Raw genomic sequence first — 24,153 nt, forward strand, 5'->3', positions numbered from 1 at the left:
AATGTCTGTCATTTTAGCCTCACAATCTCCAAGACGTAAAGAATTGCTGGCTTGGCTGATTCCCGAATTTGAAGTTCAACCTGCTGATGTAGACGAAGAAATCAAGCCGGAGCATACACCGAAAGGCTATGTTCAAGAGATGGCTCGCCAAAAAGCGGCGGTGATTGCAGAACAGCACCCGCAGGATTTAGTGATTGCTTCGGATACGGTTGTAGTGTTAGAGGACAAGATCCTAGGCAAGCCTAAAGACCGTCAAGAGGCTTACGAGATGCTGGCTGCTATGAGCGGCGGCAGTCACGTCGTCTATACAGCGGTTGTACTGCGTAAAGGCGATCAAGTAGAGGAAGCTTTAACTTCAGCCACCGTTACTTTTTATGCCCTATCGAAAGAAGAAATTGAAGGCTATTTAGATACGGGCGACTATAAAGATAAAGCCGGTGCTTACGGTATCCAACACCAGGCTGGAGTATTTGTAGAAAAAATCGAAGGCGATTACTACAGTATCGTGGGTTTCCCGGTTGGAAAAGTAAATCAAATGTTAAAAAGCTTCGCTTTTTAGGCAAAGAATTCGTGTTTTCTGACACTTCCTCTTACTATGAATGTAAAGGAGCGTGATGAAAGATGGAACAAGAAGATTTGAAAAAGAAACTTTCACCAGTAGAATATGCAGTGACGCAAGAAAATGCCACTGAACGACCTTTCACTGGTAAATACGACGACTTTTACAAAAAAGGGATTTATGTCGACATTGTCAGCGGTGAACCGCTGTTTTCTTCTAGTGATAAATATGATGCTGGCTGCGGCTGGCCGGCTTTTTCTAAACCATTGGAAAAACGCGGCGTAAAGGAAAAAGCTGATTTTTCCCACGGCATGCATCGGGTGGAAGTTCGCAGTAAAGAAGCTGATTCCCATTTGGGCCATGTTTTCACCGACGGTCCAGCAGATAAGGGTGGCTTGCGTTATTGCATCAACTCCGCATCCTTGCGCTTCATTCCTTATGATGAAATGGATGCCCAAGGGTATGGCGAATATAAAAACGACGTAGAATAATACAGAATGATCGGGACAAATTGCCCCGGTCTTTTTTGTCTCGCGCATTTGTGCTAAAATAATGAGAACATATGTGCAGAAAGGAAAAGACATGTACGAATATATTACAGGTAAACTTACATACATCAGTCCCGCCTATGTGGTCTTAGATGTGCAGGGCGTTGGCTATCAGATCGCATTGGGCAATCCCTATCGTTACAGCAGCAAATTGGAGCAGACAATCACTATCTACGTCCAGCAGATTATTCGCGAGGACGCTCATTCATTATACGGCTTTGAAACGTTGGCTGAAAAGCAATTATTTCTACGTTTATTGTCTGTCTCAGGCATTGGGCCGAAAAGCGGCTTGGCCATTATGGCAAATGAAGATCATCAAGGCTTGATCCAAGCCATCGAAGCCGGTGATGTGAACTATTTAATTAAATTCCCAGGCGTCGGTAAAAAGACCGCGCAGCAAATGGTGTTAGACCTTAAAGGCAAATTAGCTGAATTGGTGGAAAACCCAATGTCCTTGTTCCATCAAGGCAATGACGACAACGCCTTGGCAGAAGCCATCGAAGCATTGCAGTCACTGGGCTACAGTCCGAAAGAAACTAAGCGGGTAGAAAAAGTGTTAGAGAAAGAAAACTATCAAAGTACCGATGAATACTTGCGAGCAGCACTGAAGCTGATGATGAAAAAATAGAACAAATAATACAAAAACAAGGAGGACAGCCTGTTGGAAGAAGAACGTATTTTATCGCCAGAGGCAGATGAAATCGAAATAAGTTTAGAAAAATCCCTGCGCCCTCAGTTTCTTTCCCAGTATATCGGTCAGGACAAAGTGAAAACGGAGCTGCAGATTTATATTGAGGCAGCGAAAAACCGTGAAGAAGCCTTGGACCATGTATTGCTTTATGGTCCTCCCGGTTTAGGGAAAACAACAATGGCGATGGTCATTGCTAACGAAATGGGCGTCAAGATTCGCACAACCAGCGGTCCGGCGGTAGAACGTCCGGGAGATTTAGTAGCGATTCTGAATGAATTGGAACCTGGCGATATTTTGTTCATCGATGAAATTCATCGCTTGCCTCGGGTAGCAGAAGAAACGTTGTATTCTGCTATGGAGGACTATTTCGTGGACATTATGGTAGGGCAAGGCGCAACCGCTCACCCAGTCCATTTTCCGTTGCCGCCCTTTACTTTAGTGGGAGCAACTACTCGTGCTGGCATGCTGTCAGCACCATTGCGGGATCGTTTTGGGATCATTTCCCACATGGAATATTACAAGGAAGATGATTTGCGGGAAATTGTTTTGCGGTCAGCTGATATTTTTAATACCGAGATTGTGGAAGAAGGCGCAATTGAGATTGCCCGCCGTTCACGGGGAACCCCGCGGATTGCCAACCGTTTGTTGAAACGGATCCGCGACTTTGCCCAAGTTCAATCCAATGGGGTCATTGACCGTTCGATTGCGGATCAAGCCTTGCGTTTATTGCAGGTGGATCAAGCGGGACTGGACTATGTAGACCAAAAATTATTAAAAACAATGATCGAATTATACAGTGGCGGACCAGTCGGACTCAGCACATTAGCGGTAAATATCGGTGAGGAACGTGAGACGGTGGAAGATATGTATGAGCCTTACTTGATTCAAAAAGGTTTCATGAAGCGAACCCCTCGCGGTCGTATGGTGACCCCGATGGCTTACGAGCACTTTAACTATCCAATCGATCCAATAGAGTAGAGGTGAAAAGATGGCGGCAAACAAAGGAGCCAAGGAACAATTAGTCCAAGCACTGCTTCAATTGTGCCAGACACGACCTTTTGAAAAGCTAACGGTACAAGAAATCAGTCAGGCAGCCAGCGTCAACCGCCAGAACTTCTACTACCATTTTAAAGACAAGCGGTCTTTGCTGCGGTACGCCTATTATCAATGCGGGCTGAATTATTTGCAGTCGCCAGGGATGACGATTGAAAACTGGGAAGAAGCCGTCTTGAAGATGCTTAAGGAGATGCAGCATTACCATCAGTTTTATTTGAATACGGTGCAAGCTGATCCAGAGGTGCTTTCTAAAGAATTTATCGGCTTGGCAAAAAGCCTATTTATTCGATTGTTTGAAGATGTGGATCAAGAAGAGGTATTGTCTAACACGGATAAGGATTTTTATGCTCGGTTTCTGGCCTACGGTTGCGGCGGTATTTTAACTGACTGGCTGCTGGCTGACGCAAAAGAACAGCCGATCGCTATCGCAGCGCAGCTGTTCCGTTTTGCTAAAGATATCGAATTTTTTGCCTATCGCTTGTATGAACAAGATCAGTCTTGAGACAGTCCGTTAACAATATAGCTTAAGGCGTTGCCTTCTAGGCAAGCAATGGCATTTTTCACGACGATCTCGGCCATTTTTTCGCGAGCTTCTACGCTGGCATTACCAATATGAGGTGTTAAAATGACATTGTCGAAGTCTTTCAACGCTTCAGTTACCTCGGGTTCAAATTCGTAGACATCTAATGCAGCTCCAGCGATTTGCTGATCCTTTAACGCTTGCACTAATTCCTCTTCGTCAATCAGCGGTCCGCGAGCGGCATTGATGACAAAAGCCGAATTTTTCATTTGTTGAAAGGCTTCGTAGTTCAACAAATGACGAGTCTCGTCAGTTAATGGCGCGTGCAATGAAAGAATATCCGCCTGCTGAATAACCTCTTCTTGAGAGTGAAACTCAGCATTCAGGGCTTTTTCTTGTTCGGGTTTCAATTGGTGTCGTTGGCTATAAATAATTTTCATACCAAAAGCAGCCATTTTTTCTGCTAAAGATTGTCCGATCTGTCCCATACCGATAATACCCAATGTTTTGTCCTTCAGTTCATGACCTAGAAAGAACAAAGGAGCCCAGCCGTCAAAGCCGGCACCGTGCATTAGCCGATCGCCTTCTGCAATTCTGCGGGACAAGGCAATAATCAAACCAGCAGTCAATTCAGCTGTTGCATTGGTGGAAACAATCGGAGTATTCGTTACATAAATTCCTTTTTCCTTGGCGTACTCCGCATCAATATTGTTAAAGCCGGCCCCAAAATTGGCGATCAAACGTAAATTTGGTGCCTGGTCAATGACTGTTTGATCAACCGTCGTGGACAAAGGACAAATTAATACTTGGCAATCTGCCACATTTGCTAAAAGCTCCTCTTGGGAAATCACCCCTTCACCAGCAAAAACATAGTAGTCTAGATTAGCTTCATCTAATAGCTGGGTGCCAATCGCTGGAATTTTAGCAGAAAGAAAAATACGACTCATACTATCAACCTCATTTCTATGATTTGACTATAGCATGAAATACTTTATTTGGCTCGAGGAGGGAATCAATTGAAAAAAATTCTTTTTGTTTGTATGGGGAACATTTGTCGTTCGCCAATGGCTGAAGCTGTTTTCCGTAATCAGTTTGAAAAGCAGGGAAAATCAGCTGTGTTCAACGTAGATTCAGCCGCAACTAGTCGTTGGGAAGTAGGCAACCCGCCTCATCACGGGACCCGAAAAATTTTGAAGGAACACGGAATTAGTACGAAAGGAATGTACTCTCGCCAAGTAACAGCAGATGATTTTTACACGGCTGATTATATCATCGGGATGGATCGCGAAAATGTAGAGGATTTATTGGCGCTGGCACCAGCTGGGACCGAAAATAAAGTTCGGCTTTATTTGGATCTTGTTCCCGGAAAAGAAGGCCAAGGCATTCCCGATCCCTGGTATACAGGAAATTTTCAGGAAACTTATAGCTTGATTCAGAAAGGTCTGCCTTATTGGTTAACTTTTTTTGAAGAATAGCCTATTTATTGTTTTTTAGCCCGATTTTGAGTAAAATCAGAGTACATACAAGGAGGAAAATGACATGAAGAAGAAACCTGAAAAAGCTAAAAAGAATTTAATAAAAGCCTTTTCTAGTTCGTCTTTCCGTTTTTTGTCCGATTTTCTAAATGATTCTGCTGATAAACGTGCCCAAGAGCAAGCCAATGAAACGATTATGAGCCAGCTGAGATCAGCAGCGTTACATAATAGTTTAGTCGTTTTGCAGGTACAGCACGAGAATGATCCCGAAAAATTTCAAACGGTTTCTGGCTGGCTGCCAAAAACGGTGGGCAATGATTCTTTGGTGGTTCGAACACAGGACAATCAGTTGCAAATGCTAACGGTGGATCGTATTAAAAAAGTAACGACCCTGGCACCAAACGGCGATCAAGAACGGGTTTCGCGTTAATTACTTGAATTAACCTGAGTGTGTGCTATACTAAAAGAGTAAAAAATACTAAAAGAATAATGCTGTCACAAAGGGGAGCCTTCGGGCTGAGAATGAGGACACTCTAAACCCTAGTACCTGTTTCGGTCATGCGAGCGTAGGAATTGTGATGAAGTAAATATATTTACTTCTCCTTTGTGAACTGTATGTTCAAAAAAAGGAGGAGTTTTTTTATGCACAACAAAACGAGAATTATGGTGGAGGGAACGATAGTAGCCGCATTGGCGTATATGCTGTCATTCATTCCCTCAAACATCGGAAGCAGTCTTACAATTTCGCTGGGAATGGTACCTATGACCATTTTTGCTTTACGAAGAGGCGTTCGGCCCGCTTTGCTTTCATCCTTTATTTGGGGAATATTGCATTTCACAGGAAATCTACAGTTTCTTAGTGTCTTGCAAGTTCTAATCGAGTATCCGATTGCCTTTACCTTTGCTGGCTTTGCCGGATTGTATGCCCCTAAAGTTCAACAGGCGCTGCTGGATCACAACCAAAAAGAAGCAGCTAAAAACGTTATTCTAGGCAGCTTAGCAGGGACAGGTGCTCGTTTCTTCTGGCATTTCATTGCTGGAGTGGTTTTCTGGGGCAGCTACGCCTTATGGGGAATGAATCCTTGGATTTTTTCTTTTGTAATGAACGGTGCTGGCGGTCTGGCGACGGGGATTGTCACCTCAGTAATTGCCGTAGGCGCTTTGAAAAAAGTGCCGCAGCTGTTTTTGCCGCGGGATGCTGAAACATTAGGTATGAAAACGAGATAAAAATAAACGACCACTTCTGTCAATTAAAGGCAAAAGTGGTCGTTTTAACGAAAGGCAAAAGCCAAATCGTCTTTTTCTAAAGATAGGCTCCATTTTTGGTGCCCTAAATCATAAGTTAAGGTGCCCATTTTTTGATCCTGTTTATAGCTGGGCTGATGTTTGCGCCAGCCTTTTTCATCGGATAAATAGATGGGGATGCGATACATTTTATTTTCAAGCTGGGCTTGTGAAAAACAGAAGACGGCACCTTCTTGAAAAATGGGATATAAATCCTTTAAAACTTCCCCTTCCAAATGGTTGACAGAAGATCCTTTACGGAAGAAAGAACGTTTGTCATTAACCTTTTCTAAGGCAATTCGGGTAATTTTGCTAGCTAAAATCCGGTAAAACTCATCTAAATAGCGGTAATATACACGTAAGGTTTCGCTGCCTAGATTAAAATAGACAAAATTATTTTGTAGTTTATAAAAGAATGGCGAATGCAAATGAGTCCGCATATGGCCAAAATACAATAATTCAGAGATTTCTAAAGGTGTTAATTCCTTTAATAAAGCTGGGTTTGTAAAGTCAATCCATTTATTGGTTGTTGATTGTGTGAACTGTTTGTTGTTAAAAAATTGAGTGACAGCATGAGTGCCGCTGATGACCTTCAAGCCGCTGTGGGTATCGAATTCACCAATCTCGGCTGCTGGGTCTAACAAAAGCAGATGGTCCGGCTGATGAACAATGCCCTCAACAAAGTCCGCTGGGGAAAGTCCCTTAGAAAAAACGGCATTGCTGGTGGTATCTATGTATACAAAAAGCATGTCTAACAAGTTGTTCACCCTCTCCAATCATCGTCACCATCATTTTAACTCATGAATTAAAAAAAAGCTCGTTTCTTTTATTTTAAAATTACATTACAACTGAAAACGCTTTTGCGATAATTTTCACAAGTAGCTTTCATTATAGTACCATTTCAAAAGGCAGTTAAAAAACATTGGTTATTTTCTTTAGAATATCTTAAAACTAGGTAAAAACAACTCATTAAAGTAAAAGATTTACCACCTCTTTGTGGTATGATAAAATCGAGAATACTATGGAGGACCGTTCATGAAAAGGAAAAGAAAAAAACGCAATTGGCTGATCAATATATTTTTACTTTTATTATTATTAGTCGGTTTGGCTTTAATTTTTAACAACCAAATAAAGAACTTTCTCATTCAGTATAATGGTGATCGTTATGCTGTTGCAAACATGTCTAAAGAAGACATTGATCAAAATATGCAAGAGGATATGCCCTTTGATTTTGACGCGGTTATTCCTGCCAGTACGGAAGCTGTAATGCGCGCTCAGTTGAGCAATAAACGCTTGCCGGTTATTGGCGGAATAGCTATACCATCTGTTGCGATCAATTTACCTATTTTTAAAGGGCTGTCCAACGAAGCACTGCTTTTCGGGGCAGGAACGCTGGAGCCTGAGCAGGTAATGGGCGAGGGAAACTACGGTTTGGCAAGTCACCGAGCAGCCGAAGCTGGCTTATTGTTTACTCCGTTAGATAACATTCAAGAAGGAGATAAAATCTATCTGACTGACTTGGCTAATATTTATACCTACAGAACGGCTCTTAAGGTCCGCGTACAGCCTACTGAAGTGAAGTATTTGGATGTATTGCCTGATCGACGGCAGGTCACTCTGGTAACCTGTGGTGAAATCGACGGGATTACGCGAATAGTCGTGCAAGGCGAATTAGAAGCAGTTACACCAGTTGAAAAAGCGACGCAGCAAATGCAGGATGCTTTCAACATGGAACAACGGACGTATTAATCAAGAAACCACAAGGCTCACGGGCTTTGTGGCTTTTCTTTTAGGAGGGGAAGCAGATGAAGGTTCAGCAATTGTATCCATCTGAGCTGTTAAGGTACCAAGATACGATTCAGCAAGCTCGCTTGCTTTTTCCTTTTGATGCAGTACATAGTCAAGCGGCCCAACGAATGCTTCAGGCCTTAAAAAAAGGGCGTGTTTATTGCATAACAGTTCAGCACACGCAACTATTTATTGAGATTCAGAAAATAGGAACCGCTTGGCAGGTTCACAACTTTTTAACTGTCGGAGAGCTTTCTTGGCAGGAAGGAATCGGTCTTTTAGAAACTGCTGCTCGACAGAATTTCAGGTCGCAGGTGGTACTGGTACTGGCTGCGCCATTGCCATTAGCTAATTGGTTAATCGATCGAGGCTATACAGAATGCGACTGCGGCTGGCGAAAAAAACTTACCTACAATACCGCATTGGTTCTAGGCGGAGGCGGCGCTCGTGGCGCTTACCAAATTGGTGTTTGGAAAGCTATGTTAGAGAACAAGCTGCCTTTTCAGTGGGTGGCAGGCTGTTCAGTTGGCGCGCTAAACGGTGCATTGATTGCACAAGGTGATCTAAAGGCTGCTGAGACATTATGGCAGGAGATTTCAACGGACAAAGTACTGGAAATCAGCTTTGACGATCTAGAGCGGGCGGATTTTTCTGATCATGTTCACCAATTGCGCCAATTCGTTTTCGAAGCCATCCAGCAGAAAGGCTTATCCACGGCTCCGCTGCGGAAGCTGCTTGAATCCCATTTAGACGCCGACAAGCTGACTAAAAGTGTGCCGTTATATGTAGTGGCTACTCGTATCCCCACATTTCAAGAAGTCGTGGTAAAATTGAATGAGCAGACACAAAGCAGAATGCTGCCTTGGCTGCTGGCATCATCAGCCTTTTTTCCGTTGATGTCGATTGAATCAATCGATGAACATTTTTACGTTGATGGCGGGTATCGCAACAATGTACCCGTTGATGTTGCCTTAAAACAAGGTGCATCAGAAGTTATCGTAGTAGATGTACACGGTCCAGGTATTGATAAGGCTGTGAAGGTCCCCTCAAATGTAGCAAGGATCCAGCTAGCCAGCACGTGGGATTTAGGGGAAATGCTGCTGTTTGAATCAGATCGCTCCCAAGCTAATATCCAATTAGGCTACCTTGAAATGCAGCGCTGCTTAGGAAAAAATCAAGGGCAGCGCTACTTTTTTGAACCGACAGAAAATTTTACACAATTAACACGTGCGTTTATCGCCTACGTTCAAAGGAAGTTTGCGCTTTCGTTAGCCAGGATTTCGGATATCCAGCGGAAAAATTATAATCAGCCGCTAGAACAGTTGAGTCTTTCTTTGTTAGAGCAATGGGCTGAGTGGCTGCAGGTTTCCCCTCTAAAGATTTATCGAATCAACGACTTAGTGGATTTGCTTTGTCAAAATGTCGAAAACGACAAAGAAATCAGCCCGATTGTTTCGGTTAAAGAGCATTTGAATCAACGCTGGCAAGAGATGAACCGGTTATCAACCTATAACCGTACGATAAAATTATACCAACAGCAGGTGGATAATTGGGAAGCTGCCTTTTCAGCATGGCCGTTGCCCACCTTGCTGGCTTTATTTTTAACATTCATTCAGGAGGAAGTACTATGGCAGGAGAGTTTAGTTACGAAATCGTAGAAGAAATTGCAGTATTATCGGAAAACGCCAAAGGCTGGCGTAAGGAATTGAATTTAATCAGCTGGAACGGACGTCCGCCAAAGTTTGATTTGCGGGACTGGGCACCTGAGCATGAGAAAATGGGTAAAGGTGTCACCTTGTCCAACGAAGAATTTGAAGCGCTGCAGAAAATCATGAAGGAAATGTAGAGGTTAATTATGAAAAGTATGACAGGCTACGGCCAAGGGACTGCAGTAAATGAGGCCTATGAATTAAGCATCGAGTTAAAGAGTGTCAACAATCGGTTTTTGGATTTGCAAATCCGCATGCCTAAAGAGCTGAATGCTTACGAAACCTTGCTGCGGAAAATTGCCAAAGAACAGGTTCAACGTGGTCGAGTGGATATGTATATCAATTTGGCGCCTTTGAAGACGGGCAACAAACAAGTTGTGATTCAGTGGGAACTTTTGGATCAATTGATTGAAGGTCTTAAAACCGGTGCTAAAGAACGGTACGGGGTTACTGATCTGCCAGTAAACGAAATTTTGCTGAAAAGTTTGGAGCAAGACGACTATGTGACATTAGAAGACCGCAAGCAATCTGACGAGACACTGGAGTCCTTGGTACAAGCGGCAGCAACGCAAGCCTTCCAGCAGCTTATTCAAAGCCGTGAAGCCGAAGGTGCCGGTATTCAAGCTGTACTAGCTGGTTATCGGCAAGATGTTTTTGCTCAAATTGAAGCATTAAAACAATTTGTAGATGTTTATGAAGCGGATTATCAAAAGCGCTATGAAGAGAAGCTGCAGGAATATTTGGGAGGTGCGGTGGATCAAGACCGTCTGTTGACTGAGATGGCCATTTTGCTGGAACGCGGAGATGTTCATGAAGAGCTGGATCGTTTAAGTATTCATCTAGAAAAAATGGACAGCCTGCTGCAAATAACCGGACCGGTCGGACGCGAGCTGGATTTTCTTTTACAAGAGATGAATCGCGAAGTAAACACGATCGGTTCAAAGTCTAGTCCCATTCAAATTAAAGATATCGTGGTACAATTAAAGACGATCCTAGAAAAGATACGTGAACAAATCCAAAATGTGGAATAGGAGTGTTGATAAATGAAGTATTACGATATCACTTTTCACCAAAGCAACGGGCACAGCATTGTCAAACGAGCAATTCCCTCAGAAAAAGAAGGTTTTGAAGCATGGCAGGATGCTGTTGTGTCCTATGATGAAAAAGAATTGCATATCTTGGTTAATGATGGGACGTATGCCGTATTAAATCGGGCATTTATCGTATCAATTACCGCAGAAGAAGTAGTTGACCCGGTTGATCAGGAGATTAAGCAGCATGGTGAATTACGTGACGTTATTAACACGCTGTCCAACATGGGATTTTAAGAAATAGCTAGCAGCAGGCGAATACCCCTTGAAATCTTGGCGAAAAAAGTGCACAATAAGCGATAGCGAAAAAAGACCATGAAAGGGCGTTAGTATGTCTGAAAGAGGACTGTTGATTGTGTTGTCTGGGCCGTCGGGTGTTGGTAAGGGAACCGTTCGTAAAGCGATTTTTGAACGGGATGACAACGAATTTGAATATTCAATATCTATGACCACCCGCCAAAAGCGTGAAGGGGAAGTAGATGGTGTCGATTATTATTTCCGAACCCGCGAAGAATTTGAAGCGATGATTGAATCCGGAGAAATGTTGGAATATGCTGAATATGTAGGGAACTACTATGGAACACCGCTAACCTATGTAAATGAGACGCTAGATCGCGGGAAAGATGTTTTCTTAGAGATTGAAGTTCAAGGCGCACAGCAAGTGAAAGACAAGGTGCCGGATGGTGTGTTTATTTTTCTGACGCCGCCAGATTTAGTTGAACTAAAGGCACGTATTGTCGGTCGTGGTACAGACAGTCCTGAAGTGATTGATGAACGAATGAAAGTAGCCCGCGAAGAAATTGAAATGATGGCTCTTTACGATTATGCAGTTGTAAACGATGAAGTGCACTTAGCAGTGAATCGAATCAAAGATATTATTATTAGCGAGCATTATCGGGTAGACCGAGTAATTGGGAAATATATTAAAATGTTAAAGGAGATATAAGCTTATGATGTTAAAACCTTCAATTGACACGTTGCTAGACCATGTCAACTCCAAATATTCTTTGGTAATTTTGGCCAGCAAACGTGCTCACGAACTAGATTCTGGTGCAAAACCAACCTTGAACAGCTTTGATTCTGTAAAAAGTGTTGGTCAGGCTTTGGAAGAAATCGACTCAGGTACGGTGATCAATGATCCGCATCCAGAAATCAAGCGGGAACGTTTGAAGTTGGAAGAAGAAGAACGTAAGATGCAACGGGAACGGGAACAACGCGATTTGGAAGCCCGCATCCGCAACGAACAAAACAACTAGGAACAGGTGTATTTACACCTGTTTCCTTTTTTATTAGTGGGTAATTTTTCGAAAAACTGAAAATTTGCCTGCTAATCGTTTGAATTTAACTCATTATTAGAAATTTTTTAGTACAATACAGACAACAAGGAGGCGGAAATGGATGAAACTTGCACAAGTAATTGTAGACGTACCAGCAATGCAGACAGATCAGCCCTTTACCTATTTAGTTCCGCCCCAAATGGCTGTCGAGGTGGGAATGCGCGTAGAGGTCAGCTTTGGAAGTCGCCATGTGCAAGGCTTCGTAGTTGATTTACAAGAAAGTGCAGAGCCGGCAGCTGACAATCTAAAAGCCATTATTCGGGTGTTGGATTTGACCCCGGTTTTAAATCACGAACTGCTGCAGCTGGCAGACCATATGAAGGACACCACCTTTGCTTTCAAAATTACTTGCTTGCAGACGATGCTGCCAAGCGTCATGAAGGCCAATTACGAAAAGAAACTGTATTTATTGGTTGAAGATGAGGCTGTTAAAGAGCAATTATTTGGCGGCAAAACTGAGATGACCTGGGATGAAGCCGAAGAACAAGGTTTGTTAAAACAAATGGCGCAGTTGCGAGAGCAAAATCTCGTGGAATTACGTTACGAAGTACATACGAAAAACAAAGTAAAAACCGAGCGTTACATTAAACGGATCTTTGACCGAACTGAGATTGAAACAATTAAAGCCGGTATTCGAAAAAATGCACCCAAACAAACGCAGCTGGTGGACTATTTAGCTAACCTAGCTGACGACCAGTTAATCTCGGTGAAGCAAATGAAAGCTGAAGATTTTACCTTAGCTAATTTAAATCAAGCGCAGGAAAAAGGCTGGTTGGCCTTTGAAGAGGTGGAAAAATATCGCGACCCCTTTGCCGAACGGGAATTCCAACAAACACAGGCCTTAGCTTTAAATCCGCAGCAGCAAACAGCTTACCAAGCGATTCATGATAAAGCTGATGCCGATGAGCATGAGGTTTTCTTGCTGGAAGGCATAACCGGCAGCGGGAAAACGGAAGTCTATCTGCAAGTTATCTCAGACGTATTGGAAAAAGGCCAAACAGCGATGATGCTGGTGCCGGAAATTTCGTTGACCCCGCAAATGGCGACTCGTTTTAAATCCCGTTTTGGCGATGAAGTTGCTGTGCTGCACAGCGGCCTTTCCCAAGGTGAAAAATATGATGAATGGCGCAAGCTGGAACGCAAAGAGGCTCGTGTGGTCGTAGGAGCTCGCTCAGCGGTGTTTGCACCCTTAGAGAACCTAGGAGTCATCATAATTGATGAAGAGCATGAGACGACTTATAAGCAGGAAGAAACTCCTCGGTATCATGCCAGAGATTTAGCAATTTGGCGGGGACAGTACCACCACTGCCCAGTTGTGTTAGGCAGTGCCACTCCTTCATTAGAATCTCGAGCAAGAGCGCAAAAGGGCGTGTATCAGTTGTTAACGATGACTGAGCGTGCCAATCAGAGCGCGACTTTGCCGATTGTAGAAATCGTCGACATGCGGGAGGAAATGCAGCGGCGTCTAAGCTCTTCCTTTTCGGAAAAAATGGAAGCGAAACTGCGGGATCGTCTAGTAAAAGGCGAACAAAGTGTCTTACTGCTAAATCGTCGCGGCTATTCTTCCTTTGTTATGTGTCGGGACTGCGGTTTTGTACTGCCTTGTCCCAATTGTGATATTTCGTTGACCTTGCATATGGACACTAAGACGATGCGTTGTCATTATTGCGGCCATGAGGAGAACATCCCTCGTCGTTGTCCAGATTGCGGCAAAGATAAAATTCGCTATTACGGAACAGGAACAGAAAAAATTCAAGAAGAGCTGGCACAATTAATTCCTGAGGCTCGGGTGTTGCGGATGGATGTAGATACGACTCGCCGCAAAGGAGCTCACGAGAAAATTTTGGATGCTTTTGGCAATCATGAAGCAGATATCCTTTTAGGAACTCAAATGATTGCTAAGGGGCTAGACTTCGCTAATGTAACGCTGGTGGGCGTACTTAATGCGGACACAGCGTTAAATTTACCTGATTTCCGTTCCAGTGAGCGGACCTTCCAGCTGCTGACTCAAGTAAGCGGACGAGCAGGGCGCGGAGAAAAGAAGGGCGAGGTACTTATCCAAACCTTCAATCCTGAGCATTATGCCATCCAGTTAGCCAAAGAGCACGATTACGAAGGCTTTTATCGACTGGAGATGGGGATTCGCCATCAAACAGATTACCCGCCTTATTACTACACGGTGAAGTTGACGGTTTCTCACCAAGAAGAAATGCGTGCGGCCCAAAAAGCGTATCAGTTAGGTGAACAACTGAAACAAGCGTTAAGTCCACAGAGTATTTTACTAGGGCCGACACCGGGAGCCATTTTACGGGTGAAAAACCGCTACTATTACCAGTTGATTATCAAATATAAAAAAGAAACGAAGCTCTATCCAACGTTAGAAACCATTTTGCAAGAGAGTCAAAAGGAACAACGCAGTGGACTATTGATTGCTATTGACAGCGAACCCATGTATTTTATTTAGGAGGAAACCATGCGCTACCCAATTTTGCTTCACCCTGATCAGCGCTTAAATCAAGCGGCCCAGCCGGTTGAATATATGACTGATGAACTTGTCCAATTATTGGACGATATGTACGAAACGATGGTTGCTCATGACGGTATTGGTCTGGCGGCTCCGCAAATTGGAAAAAATTTGCAGATGGCTGTCGTCGAGATTGATGAAAACGACCGCTTTGATCTAATTAACCCAGTTATCATTGATAAAAAGGGTACCAGCATCGATGTGGAAGGCTGCTTATCGATTCCCGAAACTTACGGCACCGTTGAACGGGCTGACGAGATAACGGTTCGCTATTACGATCGCGAAGGTGACGAAATGGAAGTAACGGCTTATGGTTATTTGGCGCGGGCTTTTCAACATGAAATAGATCATCTTCAAGGGAAACTATTTATTGACCAAGTAATTGATTCAATTGCGCCAGAAGATTTAGAACGCTATATGGAGGAACATGCAGATGACTAAAATTGTATTCATGGGAACACCGGCTTTTTCGGTCCCGATCTTAGAAGGCTTGTTAGCTGAAAATTACGAAATCGCGGCGGTAGTTACTCAGCCGGACCGTCCAGTTGGGCGTAAAAAGACGATTACACCCACACCTGTGAAGGCAGCAGCTGTTGAACACGGCCTGCTGGTCTTACAGCCAGAAAAAATCAGCGGATCACCAGAAATGGAGAAAATTGCTGAGTTAGCGCCGGATTTAATTGTCACTGCAGCATTCGGCCAATTCTTGCCGGAACAGCTGCTGCAAGTTCCTAAATTAGGAGCGATCAATGTTCACGCATCCTTATTGCCTAAATATCGCGGAGGTGCACCTGTGCACTACGCCATTATGAACGGTGAAAAGGAAACCGGCGTAACGATTATGGAAATGATCAAAAAAATGGATGCTGGCGGTATTTTTAGTCAACGCAGTATCCCCATCACTAAGCAAGATGATGTTGGCACAATGTTTGAAAAATTAAGCAATGTTGGTAAAGAGCTGTTGTTAGAAACATTGCCGCAAATTATTAGCGGGGAGCTTCAACCAACGCCGCAAGACGACGCAGAAGTTACCTTTTCTCCTAATATTACTAGAGAGCAAGAAGCAGTTGATTGGAACAAAACAGCGGAAGAAGTAGACAATCAAGTACGAGGCATGCATCCGTGGCCAATCGCATTTACTACTTATGAAGATGCCCGTTGGAAGATTTTCCATGCGACACCAACAGAGGAAACAACAACGGCAGAACCAGGAACGATTGTTTTACGGACGAAAAAGGACTTGCATATTGCTTGTGGTCAAGGAACCGTTTTGGCTATCGATGAATTACAACCAGCCGGCAAAGGCAAACAAACCGTTCAAGCGTTTCTAAACGGCAGCGGCCAATCAGTCGCGGAAGGTCAACAGGTGAAATAATGGCGAAAAAAATACCAAAGAAATTACTACATTCCGTGCGATATACGGCACTGGAAGCTATTGAACGAATTAATCATGGCGGAGCATACTCCAATTTGCTGCTGAATGAATTAATCAAAAAGAATCAAGTGGCAGACAAAGATACTGGACTATTAACTGAGCTAGTGTACGGTACGGTCAGCCGCAAACTTTTGCTGGCGTTTTATTTGTCGCCTTTTACTGCAAAAGCCAAACGGGTAGACAGCTGGGTTCAAAGTTTGTTGGAGCTCTCAGCGTATCAGCTGCTTTTCTTAGATCGTGTACCTGACCATGCTATCTTGAATGAAGCGGTGGAAATTGCTAAAGCAAAAGGCAATCCCGGAATCGGCAAATTTGTGAATGGCGTTCTGCGTTCCTTGCAAAGAAAAGGCGCTCCTTCATTAGAAACAATCGCTGATCCAATCGAACGATTAGCCATTGAAATTAGTCTGCCGACTTTCTTAACTGAAAAATTCGTTGAAGAAATTGGTTTGGAAGAAACGCGTAAGTTAGGTCTCTCATTATTGGAGCCTAGCCATGTAAGTGCCCGGGTGGATATCAGAAAGATTAGTCGGGAAGAAGCGATTGAGCAGCTGCTAAAAGAAGGAATTGAAGCCAGAGTAAGTGAAGTCTCTCCTTACGGTATTATTGCCGACAAAGGATTTCTAGCCGGAAGCAGTCTGTACGAAGAAGGATTGTTAACGATTCAAGATGAAAGCTCCATGCTGGTGGCGCAAGTCATGGGAGTCCAACCAGGCGAACAAATTTTAGACGCCTGTGCAGCACCTGGCGGTAAAACAACTCATATGGCTGCCTTACTAGAGGGCAAAGGGAAAATTACCGCACTTGATATCCATGAACACAAGCTGAAGTTGGTCAGAGAAAATGCTGAACGTTTGCATGTGTCAGAGGTAGTCGAGACAAAAGAGATGGATGCTCGAACAGCAGCCGAACATTTTGCCAAAGAAAGCTTTGACCGCATTCTAATCGATGCCCCTTGTTCAGGTTTAGGATTAATGCGGCGAAAACCCGACATTAAATACCAGAAAAAAGCCGAAGATTTTCAACAATTGCCTAAAATTCAGCGGGCAATTTTAGAAAGTTGCGGGCCAACGTTAAAAAAAGGTGGCATCTTGGTCTATAGTACATGTACAATTACTTCTGAAGAGAACCAAGAAGTCGCAGCAGCTTTTCTAGCGGATCATCCAGAATTTGAGAAGGTTGATATCAAGGCAGACGCAATTTTAGAACCGGCTATTCAAGATCAAATGTTGATACTGTATCCTGAAATGCTGATGACTGACGGCTTTTTCATCTGCGCGATGCGCAAAAACGACAAATGAGGTGGAACAAAATTGGAAATTCAATTTCAATCGGATATCGGTAAACGACGTCAAATGAACCAGGATTACGCTAACGTCTTTGTGAATCAAGAGCAAAAATCATTAGCAATTTTGGCAGATGGTATGGGCGGTCATTTGGCTGGGGACGTTGCCAGTAAGATGGCGGTCAATGGACTAGGTGCCGCTTGGGAAGCTTCAGACATTTCGGATAGTGAAAAAGTTGCGCAATGGTTTATCCAGCAAATCCAAACAGAGAATCAAAAAATATATCAAGAGGGCATCGATCATCCTGAAATGCAAGGGATGGGAACGACCGTTGTGAGTGCGGCGCTATTTGAAGGTCATTTTACCCTAGCTCACGTAGGAGACAGCCGGGCCTATTTCATTCATGATCACGTGATCCGTCAGTTAACCGATGACCATTCACTGGTTAATGAGCTGGTGAAATCAGGTGAAATTACTGAAGAGATGGCAGCTGTTCATCCGCAAAAAAATGTTTTAACCCGATCAGTTGGTGTCTATGGCACAGTTGAAGTGGACGTTTCCCACCATACTTACCAAGAGAACGATTATTTGCTGTTGTGTTCAGATGGTTTAACGAACATGGTTAGCGAAGAAAGAATCCTCTCGATTATTGAAAGTGAGCAGCCTTTAGCTGACAAGACGAACCAATTGATTGCTGAAGCCAATGAAGCCGGTGGCGCTGATAATATCACTGTGTTGTTGATTCACTTTGGCAAGGAGGTTCCGGAATGATAGATATCGGTAAAGTCATAAATGGCCGATATAAAGTCATTGCCAGTATCGGCAGCGGCGGGATGGCCAATGTCTTCTTAGCCCATGATTTAATTTTAGACCGCGATGTGGCAATCAAAGTTTTGCGTTTCAACTTTCAAAACGATCAAACGGCTATTCGCCGTTTTCAACGGGAAGCACTGGCAGCCACCGAATTGGTGCATCCTAACATTGTTAGCGTGTACGATGTAGGTGAAGAAGAGGATATGCAGTATTTAGTAATGGAATATGTTCGGGGCATGGATTTGAAACGCTACATCCAAACCCAGTACCCAATTCCTTACACAAAAATCGTTGATATTATGCAGCAAATTCTTTCAGCTGTTAGCTTGGCCCATGCTCATGGAATCATTCACCGGGATTTGAAACCGCAAAATGTTTTAATTGATCAAGAAGGTGTAGTGAAAATTACGGACTTCGGGATCGCCATCGCTTTATCAGAAACATCGTTAACTCAGACTAATTCGCTTTTAGGTTCAGTTCATTATTTGTCTCCCGAGCAAGCGCGGGGCAGTATGGCTACTAAACAATCCGATATTTACGCGCTGGGAATTATTTTGTATGAAATGATGACCGGGAATGTTCCTTTCGACGGTGAATCTGCTGTGACGATCGCGTTGAAACATTTCCAAGATCAAATACCTTCTGTGAAGGTGTTCGACCCAGAAGCACCTCAATCGTTGGAAAACATCGTAATGAATGCAACAGCTAAAGATCCGGCCGACCGTTACAAAACAGCGGAAGAAATGTCCGATGACTTAGCTACTGCTCTTTCTCCAGGAAGATTAGATGAGCAGCCGTGGGAACCATCAGTAATGAATGGCGAGACGAAACTTTTGACGCCCATCACTGATGAGATAGAACCGGTTAAACAAAAGCAAGAAATACCTAAAATGGTGAACAAGCCAATGGAGCCGCAAAAAAAGAAAAAACGGAAAAAATGGCCGTGGCTTCTATTAGCATTGCTGGTTCTAGCTGTTGGCGGATTTGCGGCATATATGTTTGCCAGTAGTAATCAGGAAGTAGCCATCCCAGATGTAAAGAATATGACAGAGGCCCAAGCCCGGCAAACATTGGAAGAAGCGGATATTCAGGTCGCCGAGCGGACCGAATCTATTCCTGATGATGACGTTGAAGAAGGAAAGGTGGTTCGGACTGATCCTGAAGCCGGCAACATGATTCGACGTAATCGTTCGGTTCGCCTGTACATCAGCAGTGGTGTCGGGACAGTTGAACTGGATGACTATACCGGTGAGAAAATCAGCGATGTCCGACAAGAACTGCGAGACTTAGGTTTTACATCAACACAAATTAAAACGAATGAAGTCTTCGATGAGGATGCCGAAAAAGGAGAAGTTATCAGTCAAACTCCCGATGCTGGTGATGAAGTAGATCCTTCTAAAGATACGATTACTTTTGAAGTCTCCAAAGGTCCGGAAACCTTCAAGCTTGGTAATTATGCAGGAATGACTTATGCTGAAGCTGAAGCGGCTTTAATAGCCTTAGGAATCGATGATTCTCAGATTGAACAAGTGGATGAAAACAGCGAAACAGTAGCTGCGGGCGTAGTCATTAGTCAAAGTCCGATTGCCGAGACTGAAGTAACAGCAGATGAGTCAATTGAACTGAAAGTCAGCAGTGGCTCTGCTAAAGTGACAGTCCCTAACTTAAGCGGTCGAACACAAGCAGAAGCTGAGACTGAATTGAGAAACTTAGGATTGACATCCGCGATTAGTGAAGAGTTCTCTGATAGTGTGGAAGCTGGTAAAGTTATTGGAACCGATCCTGGCAATGGTGCCTCTGTTGACAGCGGCAGCACGGTAACACTAAGAGTTTCCAAAGGTGCAGAGGTTACTGAAGAGAACTTTAATGTTACTGTTAATGCAACGTACAAAGGGACCAACGATCAGCCAGAGACCATTACGGTTTTAGTGAAAGATGCGAATAACGGCAGCTTGACCAATAAGGCGACCTTTACTTTGGATGCAGGAACTACTTCCAACAGTCAATCGGTACCTGTAACCATAAAGAATGGTGAAGAGGCTACGATTGAAGTTCAAAGAAATGGTGTCACAGCTGTAACTAGAAGTGTAAACCGAGAAACAAGTATTAATGTTCCATAATTTAGCTGGATACCTCTTCCCAAGCGGAAGAGGTATCTTTTTTAGGTTTTTTTTACTAATATTTGTTTGCTGATTATGGTACAATGGTTGCGAGAGATTTTATCGAAAGGAGTGAGAGGTATCGAAGGACAAATTCGCAAAGCGTTAAGTGGTTTTTATTATGTCTCCAGTGACGGGGAGATGCATCAGACACGAGCAAGAGGGAATTTCCGCAAACGTGGATTAACACCGCTGGTGGGAGACGAAGTGATCTTCAGCAGTGAAGAAAACAGTGAAGGATATATTTTAGAACTGCTGCCCCGTAAAAATGAACTTGTTCGTCCGCCGGTGGCAAATGTCGATTTAGGCGTGGTAGTCGCAAGCTTGGTAGAACCAAAATTTTCTTATAACTTATTGGACCGTTTTTTAGTAACCTTGGAAAGCAAGGAAATTGATCCAGTCATTTACCTTTCGAAATCTGATTTAGTGGAAGATGACGTACAAGTTACGGAGATTAAGGCTGTTTACGAACCGTTAGGCTATCCAGTAATCGCCGGCCTCCCAGAAAAAGAACGATTGACACGACTATTCAACGGTAAATTGACTGTCTTCATGGGTCAATCTGGTGCTGGGAAATCGACTTTATTGAATGAATTGGCACCGGAGCTAGAACTAGCAACCGGAGAAATTTCTGAATCCTTGGGAAGAGGGAAGCACACGACTCGTCATGTAGAATTATTGGAATTGTTTGATGGCTTAGTAGCGGATACACCTGGGTTTAGTTCAATTGATTTTCTGGAATTGTCCGCAGAAGAACTTTCAAAAGATTTTCCGGAATTCCGAGCAGCAGCTCCGTATTGTCGTTTTCGCGAGTGTCGCCATGTAAAAGAACCAGGCTGTGAAGTGAAAAAACAAGTAGATAGTGGGGAAATCTCCCAATCCCGTTATGATAACTATTTGCAATTTTTGCAAGAGATTGAATATCGTCGACCTGTGTACAAAAAGAAAAATTAATATATAAGGAGTAGATAAAATGAAAATTGCCCCATCGATTTTAAGTGCAGATTTTGCTCGTTTAGGTGAAGAAGTAAAAATGGTTGAAGCAGCAGGTGTGGATTATATCCATATTGATGTAATGGATGGAAATTTTGTACCAAACATTACCTTTGGTCCTAGCGTGGTGGCTTCGTTGCGTCCGATTACTAAGCTTCCATTAGATGTTCATTTGATGATTGATGCACCAGAGAAATATATCGAAGATTTTGCTAAAGCAGGATCAGATATTATTATGGCCCACGTTGAAGCCACTCCGCATATTCATCGTGCAGTTCAGATGATTAAACAAGCAGGCGTGAAGGCTGGGGTTGTGTTGAACCCAGGAACACCTGTGGAATCAATCAAATATGTATTGTCGCAAGTCGACCAAATTTTGATTATGACAGTAAACCCAGGTTTTGGCGGACAATCCTTCATCGAAGAAACGGTTGCTAAAATCGCTGAATTGGACAAACTTCGGAAAGAACACGGCTATCACTATGAAATCGAAGTTGATGGCGGGATTGTGCCGGAAACAGCGGCGAAGTGTCGCGAAGCGGGAGCGGATGTTTTTGTAGCCGGCTCTTATATTTATGGCGCGGAAGATCCTGAAGCACGAATCAAAGCGTTGCGGGAAGTTTTAGACTAATGAAAATTTTGCTAGTTGCTGGTGGTGAACCGAAGCAATGGCCTGAGTTTGAAGCGGATAATTTTGATTACTTTGTAGGGATAGACCGGGGAAATCTTTATTTGCTAAACGCAGGGATTCATCCTGATTTAGCAGTAGGAGATTTTGATTCGCTATCTAGCGAAGAGCGTCGGCTGGTCTTTGATTCAGTTGGCGAAATATCCAAGTCGCCGGCTGAAAAAGACGATACAGATACTCAATTAGCTCTGGCTAAGACGTTTGAACGCTATCCGGAAGCGGAAGTAACCATTGTGGGGGCCACCGGGGGACGTCTGGATCATTTATTAGCCAATATATGGTTAGGCCTAGAACCTAGGTTTCAGCCCTTTCTTCAACAGTTTCAACTGAAGGATCGAACCAACACGGTCAGCTATCTTGCAGCTGGTAATCATAAAGTCCTTCAAGAAACGGATATGAAATATTTAGGCTATTGCTGTTTAACACCAATCGAAGGGTTAACATTAAAAAATGTGAAGTATCCGCTAAACAATACGGATGTTTTACAGCCTACTAGTTTAGCTAGTAATGAATTTTTGCTTAGTGAAGCAGAAATAAGTTTTGACAGCGGGATCATTGCGGTAGTGCAAAGCCGGGATTAAGAAAAAATAAGTCAGCAGGAAGCAAAATAATTCTTATTTGCTTCCTGCTGACTTTTTCAGTTGCTAAAATTCTCTAAAATCGCGCGTCGTTGCTTCTTTAAGCCATCGGTTAGTGGTAGAATTTAGAATATCTTATTATGTCTGAGGTGCCTTTGTGAGAAAGTTTAATCCAAATAAAAATATTATTATTCTACTGATTTTAGTTATTATTGTCATTGCGACAATTTCGATCACCGCAGCAAACCGTGCTCGTGAAGGCGAAACCAATGTTGTACAATCAATGGTTAATGATACCGTTGGTGTAGTGGATAAAGTGATTACTGCACCAGGACGCTGGTTGGCTAGCGGCACGACCGCCGTTTCAAACCTTATCAATACTTATGAAGAAAACGAACAGTTAAAAAGCAAAATCGACCAATATGATGAAGTAGCGTTAGAAAATACAAATCATAAAAAAGAAATTGAGCAATTAAAGAAAGAATTAGATTTAAACCAAACATTAACGAATTATCAAAAAGTGACTGCTAATGTGATTACTCGTTCCCCTGATACTTGGCAGGATATGCTGATAGTGGATAGAGGCAGTGCTGACGGCATAGAGGGCAACATGGCTGTTATGTCGCAAAAAGGCTTGATTGGTCGTGTTGTTGAAGTGAACGCCCATACCTCAAAAGTAGAGCTGTTAACTTCTGACAATACTAATACAAACCATTTTCCTGTTCGAATCGCTACCGAATCAGGAGATACCTTTGGCGTATTAAAAGGCTATGATGCTGAGAGTCAGCAATTGATCGTTTCTGAAACAGAAGGTGAAGATTTCAAAGAAGGAGATGTCGTTCAAACCTCAGGCTTAGGTGGTAATTCACCAGCAGATTTGCCTATTGGCACTGTTGTAAGTGTGAAACCAGGCAGCTTTGGTTTGGACCGTGAAGTGTACATCAAACCTTATGCCCAAATGTATGACATTTCGGTTGTAACGATTGTGCAGCGGATGGTGGAGGTTGGCGAATGACTCCAAGAAACTATGTGAAATACATTGCGCCGCCCCTCTTGTTTATTTGCATGTTGTTAGATGCTCATATCAACCGGCTGTTCACTAATGCCTTTGACAATAATTATCTGATGAATGCCCACTTAATGCTTCTAGTGATGCTTGTGGTTTCAGAAGTATTGGATCGCCGTTTTATGATTGGAACGATGCTGGTCATTGGCATCTTGTATGACTTATATTATATCGGCGTAATCGGTATTTATGCGGTCATTTTACCGTTAATTGCCGCTTTAATCTATTTGTTTGGAAAAGTCATTCATCAAAGTTTGCTAACGCTATTTTTCTCTATGATTATTTTCGTCACTTTTTTTGAGTTAGGCAGTACGTTATTGCAATTGATCTTTCAACTAGCTCATATAGATAGTCAATTCTTTGTTACCCGTTTTTTAGGGCCAACGCTTGCTTTGAATATTATCCTTTTTGTCATTTTAATTATCCCTGTCAGAAAAGTATTAATCGAAAAAAGCAATGCTTAAGCAGGTTTTTTTAAAATAAAAACAGATAGCTGGAAGCAGAAGATTTTTCTTCTGTTTTTTTGTTGTGACAAAAGCTCTGCTAAAATAGA

The 24,153-nt window shown here is 43.1% G+C and carries 28 protein-coding genes and 1 riboswitch; of the genes, 26 read left to right on the forward strand and 2 right to left on the reverse strand.

Annotation, left to right across the window (positions count from 1 at the left end; genetic code table 11):
• Position 1: 1 nt before the first annotated feature.
• From JZO70_RS01615 to JZO70_RS01635, 5 genes are all read left to right on the forward strand, one after another.
• A complete protein-coding gene (locus tag JZO70_RS01615) occupies positions 2–559 on the forward strand; it encodes a Maf family protein (RefSeq protein ID WP_207671785.1) in 558 nt (185 codons plus the stop codon).
• A gap of 62 nt (positions 560–621) precedes the next feature.
• Positions 622–1,050 carry a peptide-methionine (R)-S-oxide reductase MsrB gene (msrB, locus tag JZO70_RS01620; RefSeq protein WP_207671786.1) on the forward strand — a complete coding sequence of 143 codons (429 nt, stop codon included), beginning with the start codon at positions 622–624 and terminating at the stop codon, positions 1,048–1,050.
• Between the two features lie 91 nt (positions 1,051–1,141).
• Entirely contained in the window at positions 1,142–1,735 is a 594-nt protein-coding gene (gene ruvA, locus JZO70_RS01625; protein ID WP_207671832.1) for a Holliday junction branch migration protein RuvA, read from the forward strand.
• A gap of 30 nt (positions 1,736–1,765) precedes the next feature.
• On the forward strand, positions 1,766–2,776 hold the full coding sequence (gene ruvB / locus JZO70_RS01630) for a Holliday junction branch migration DNA helicase RuvB (protein WP_430748878.1): 1,011 nt from the start codon (positions 1,766–1,768) through the stop codon (positions 2,774–2,776).
• Between the two features lie 10 nt (positions 2,777–2,786).
• Positions 2,787–3,356, forward strand: coding sequence for a TetR/AcrR family transcriptional regulator (locus JZO70_RS01635; protein WP_207671788.1), 570 nt, complete (start codon positions 2,787–2,789; stop codon positions 3,354–3,356).
• Here JZO70_RS01635 and JZO70_RS01640 read toward each other — a convergent pair.
• Entirely contained in the window at positions 3,347–4,321 is a 975-nt protein-coding gene (locus tag JZO70_RS01640) for a 2-hydroxyacid dehydrogenase family protein (RefSeq protein WP_207671789.1), read from the reverse strand. The two genes, JZO70_RS01635 and JZO70_RS01640, sit on opposite strands and share 10 nt — an antisense overlap.
• Before the next feature lie 69 nt (positions 4,322–4,390).
• Between JZO70_RS01640 and JZO70_RS01645 the strand changes: the two genes are divergently transcribed.
• The 3 genes from JZO70_RS01645 to thiT all read left to right on the forward strand — a co-directional run bounded on the left by JZO70_RS01645 (position 4,391) and on the right by thiT (position 6,076).
• A complete protein-coding gene (locus JZO70_RS01645; RefSeq protein ID WP_207671790.1) occupies positions 4,391–4,849 on the forward strand; it encodes a low molecular weight protein-tyrosine-phosphatase in 459 nt (152 codons plus the stop codon).
• Between the two features lie 64 nt (positions 4,850–4,913).
• Positions 4,914–5,279: a hypothetical protein gene (locus JZO70_RS01650; RefSeq protein WP_207671791.1), complete on the forward strand. Its 366-nt coding sequence runs from the start codon at positions 4,914–4,916 to the stop codon at positions 5,277–5,279.
• A gap of 61 nt (positions 5,280–5,340) precedes the next feature.
• A riboswitch (TPP riboswitch) is annotated at positions 5,341–5,439 on the forward strand.
• 52 nt (positions 5,440–5,491) lie between these two features.
• Entirely contained in the window at positions 5,492–6,076 is a 585-nt protein-coding gene (thiT, locus tag JZO70_RS01655; protein WP_207671792.1) for an energy-coupled thiamine transporter ThiT, read from the forward strand.
• A gap of 44 nt (positions 6,077–6,120) precedes the next feature.
• Here thiT and JZO70_RS01660 read toward each other — a convergent pair whose 3' ends face one another.
• On the reverse strand, positions 6,121–6,891 hold the full coding sequence (locus tag JZO70_RS01660) for a hypothetical protein (RefSeq protein WP_207671793.1): 771 nt from the start codon (positions 6,889–6,891) through the stop codon (positions 6,121–6,123).
• A gap of 277 nt (positions 6,892–7,168) precedes the next feature.
• Here JZO70_RS01660 and JZO70_RS01665 point away from each other — a divergent pair, with 277 nt between their 5' ends.
• From JZO70_RS01665 to mreD, 18 genes are all read left to right on the forward strand, one after another.
• Positions 7,169–7,882: a class A sortase gene (locus tag JZO70_RS01665; RefSeq protein WP_207671794.1), complete on the forward strand. Its 714-nt coding sequence runs from the start codon at positions 7,169–7,171 to the stop codon at positions 7,880–7,882.
• 56 nt (positions 7,883–7,938) lie between these two features.
• On the forward strand, positions 7,939–9,579 hold the full coding sequence (locus JZO70_RS01670) for a patatin-like phospholipase family protein (RefSeq protein WP_207671795.1): 1,641 nt from the start codon (positions 7,939–7,941) through the stop codon (positions 9,577–9,579).
• Entirely contained in the window at positions 9,549–9,767 is a 219-nt protein-coding gene (locus tag JZO70_RS01675) for a YdbC family protein (RefSeq protein ID WP_207671796.1), read from the forward strand. The genes JZO70_RS01670 and JZO70_RS01675 overlap by 31 nt, the downstream gene beginning before the upstream one ends.
• A gap of 9 nt (positions 9,768–9,776) precedes the next feature.
• A complete protein-coding gene (locus JZO70_RS01680; RefSeq protein ID WP_207671797.1) occupies positions 9,777–10,661 on the forward strand; it encodes a YicC/YloC family endoribonuclease in 885 nt (294 codons plus the stop codon).
• 12 nt (positions 10,662–10,673) lie between these two features.
• Complete coding sequence (locus JZO70_RS01685) at positions 10,674–10,958, forward strand: hypothetical protein (RefSeq protein ID WP_207671798.1); 285 nt, start codon at positions 10,674–10,676, stop codon at positions 10,956–10,958.
• Positions 10,959–11,052: 94 nt separating this feature from the next.
• Positions 11,053–11,667 (forward strand): guanylate kinase, encoded by a 615-nt coding sequence (gene gmk, locus JZO70_RS01690; RefSeq protein ID WP_207671799.1) that lies wholly within the window; start codon positions 11,053–11,055, stop codon positions 11,665–11,667.
• Positions 11,668–11,671: 4 nt separating this feature from the next.
• Positions 11,672–11,977, forward strand: coding sequence for a DNA-directed RNA polymerase subunit omega (rpoZ, locus tag JZO70_RS01695; RefSeq protein ID WP_207671800.1), 306 nt, complete (start codon positions 11,672–11,674; stop codon positions 11,975–11,977).
• Positions 11,978–12,119: 142 nt separating this feature from the next.
• Positions 12,120–14,522, forward strand: a complete 2,403-nt coding sequence (gene priA, locus JZO70_RS01700; RefSeq protein WP_207671801.1) for a primosomal protein N' — start codon at positions 12,120–12,122, stop codon at positions 14,520–14,522.
• A 9-nt stretch (positions 14,523–14,531) separates the two neighbouring features.
• Complete coding sequence (gene def / locus JZO70_RS01705) at positions 14,532–15,023, forward strand: peptide deformylase (protein WP_207671802.1); 492 nt, start codon at positions 14,532–14,534, stop codon at positions 15,021–15,023.
• Positions 15,016–15,957 (forward strand): methionyl-tRNA formyltransferase, encoded by a 942-nt coding sequence (fmt, locus tag JZO70_RS01710; protein WP_207671803.1) that lies wholly within the window; start codon positions 15,016–15,018, stop codon positions 15,955–15,957. Before def ends, fmt begins: the two co-directional genes overlap by 8 nt.
• On the forward strand, positions 15,957–17,318 hold the full coding sequence (gene rsmB / locus JZO70_RS01715) for a 16S rRNA (cytosine(967)-C(5))-methyltransferase RsmB (protein WP_207671804.1): 1,362 nt from the start codon (positions 15,957–15,959) through the stop codon (positions 17,316–17,318). The genes fmt and rsmB overlap by 1 nt, the downstream gene beginning before the upstream one ends.
• Positions 17,319–17,330: 12 nt before the next feature.
• The gene (locus JZO70_RS01720; RefSeq protein WP_207671805.1) at positions 17,331–18,074 is read left to right on the forward strand and encodes a Stp1/IreP family PP2C-type Ser/Thr phosphatase; all 744 of its coding nucleotides are present in this window, start codon (positions 17,331–17,333) and stop codon (positions 18,072–18,074) included.
• Positions 18,071–20,236, forward strand: coding sequence for a Stk1 family PASTA domain-containing Ser/Thr kinase (pknB, locus tag JZO70_RS01725; protein ID WP_207671806.1), 2,166 nt, complete (start codon positions 18,071–18,073; stop codon positions 20,234–20,236). The genes JZO70_RS01720 and pknB overlap by 4 nt, the downstream gene beginning before the upstream one ends.
• A 75-nt stretch (positions 20,237–20,311) precedes the next feature.
• Positions 20,312–21,229, forward strand: coding sequence for a ribosome small subunit-dependent GTPase A (gene rsgA, locus JZO70_RS01730; protein ID WP_242703714.1), 918 nt, complete (start codon positions 20,312–20,314; stop codon positions 21,227–21,229).
• A gap of 19 nt (positions 21,230–21,248) precedes the next feature.
• The gene (gene rpe / locus JZO70_RS01735; RefSeq protein WP_207671808.1) at positions 21,249–21,899 is read left to right on the forward strand and encodes a ribulose-phosphate 3-epimerase; all 651 of its coding nucleotides are present in this window, start codon (positions 21,249–21,251) and stop codon (positions 21,897–21,899) included.
• The gene (locus JZO70_RS01740; RefSeq protein WP_207671809.1) at positions 21,899–22,537 is read left to right on the forward strand and encodes a thiamine diphosphokinase; all 639 of its coding nucleotides are present in this window, start codon (positions 21,899–21,901) and stop codon (positions 22,535–22,537) included. The genes rpe and JZO70_RS01740 overlap by 1 nt, the downstream gene beginning before the upstream one ends.
• A gap of 154 nt (positions 22,538–22,691) precedes the next feature.
• On the forward strand, positions 22,692–23,549 hold the full coding sequence (mreC, locus tag JZO70_RS01745) for a rod shape-determining protein MreC (protein WP_207671810.1): 858 nt from the start codon (positions 22,692–22,694) through the stop codon (positions 23,547–23,549).
• Positions 23,546–24,064: a rod shape-determining protein MreD gene (mreD, locus tag JZO70_RS01750; protein WP_207671811.1), complete on the forward strand. Its 519-nt coding sequence runs from the start codon at positions 23,546–23,548 to the stop codon at positions 24,062–24,064. Before mreC ends, mreD begins: the two co-directional genes overlap by 4 nt.
• The last annotated feature ends 89 nt before the right edge of the window (positions 24,065–24,153 follow it).

Origin of the sequence: Candidatus Enterococcus moelleringii (genome assembly GCF_017377575.1) — a bacterium.
In the GTDB taxonomy this organism is placed as follows: domain Bacteria; phylum Bacillota; class Bacilli; order Lactobacillales; family Enterococcaceae; genus Enterococcus_A; species Enterococcus_A moelleringii.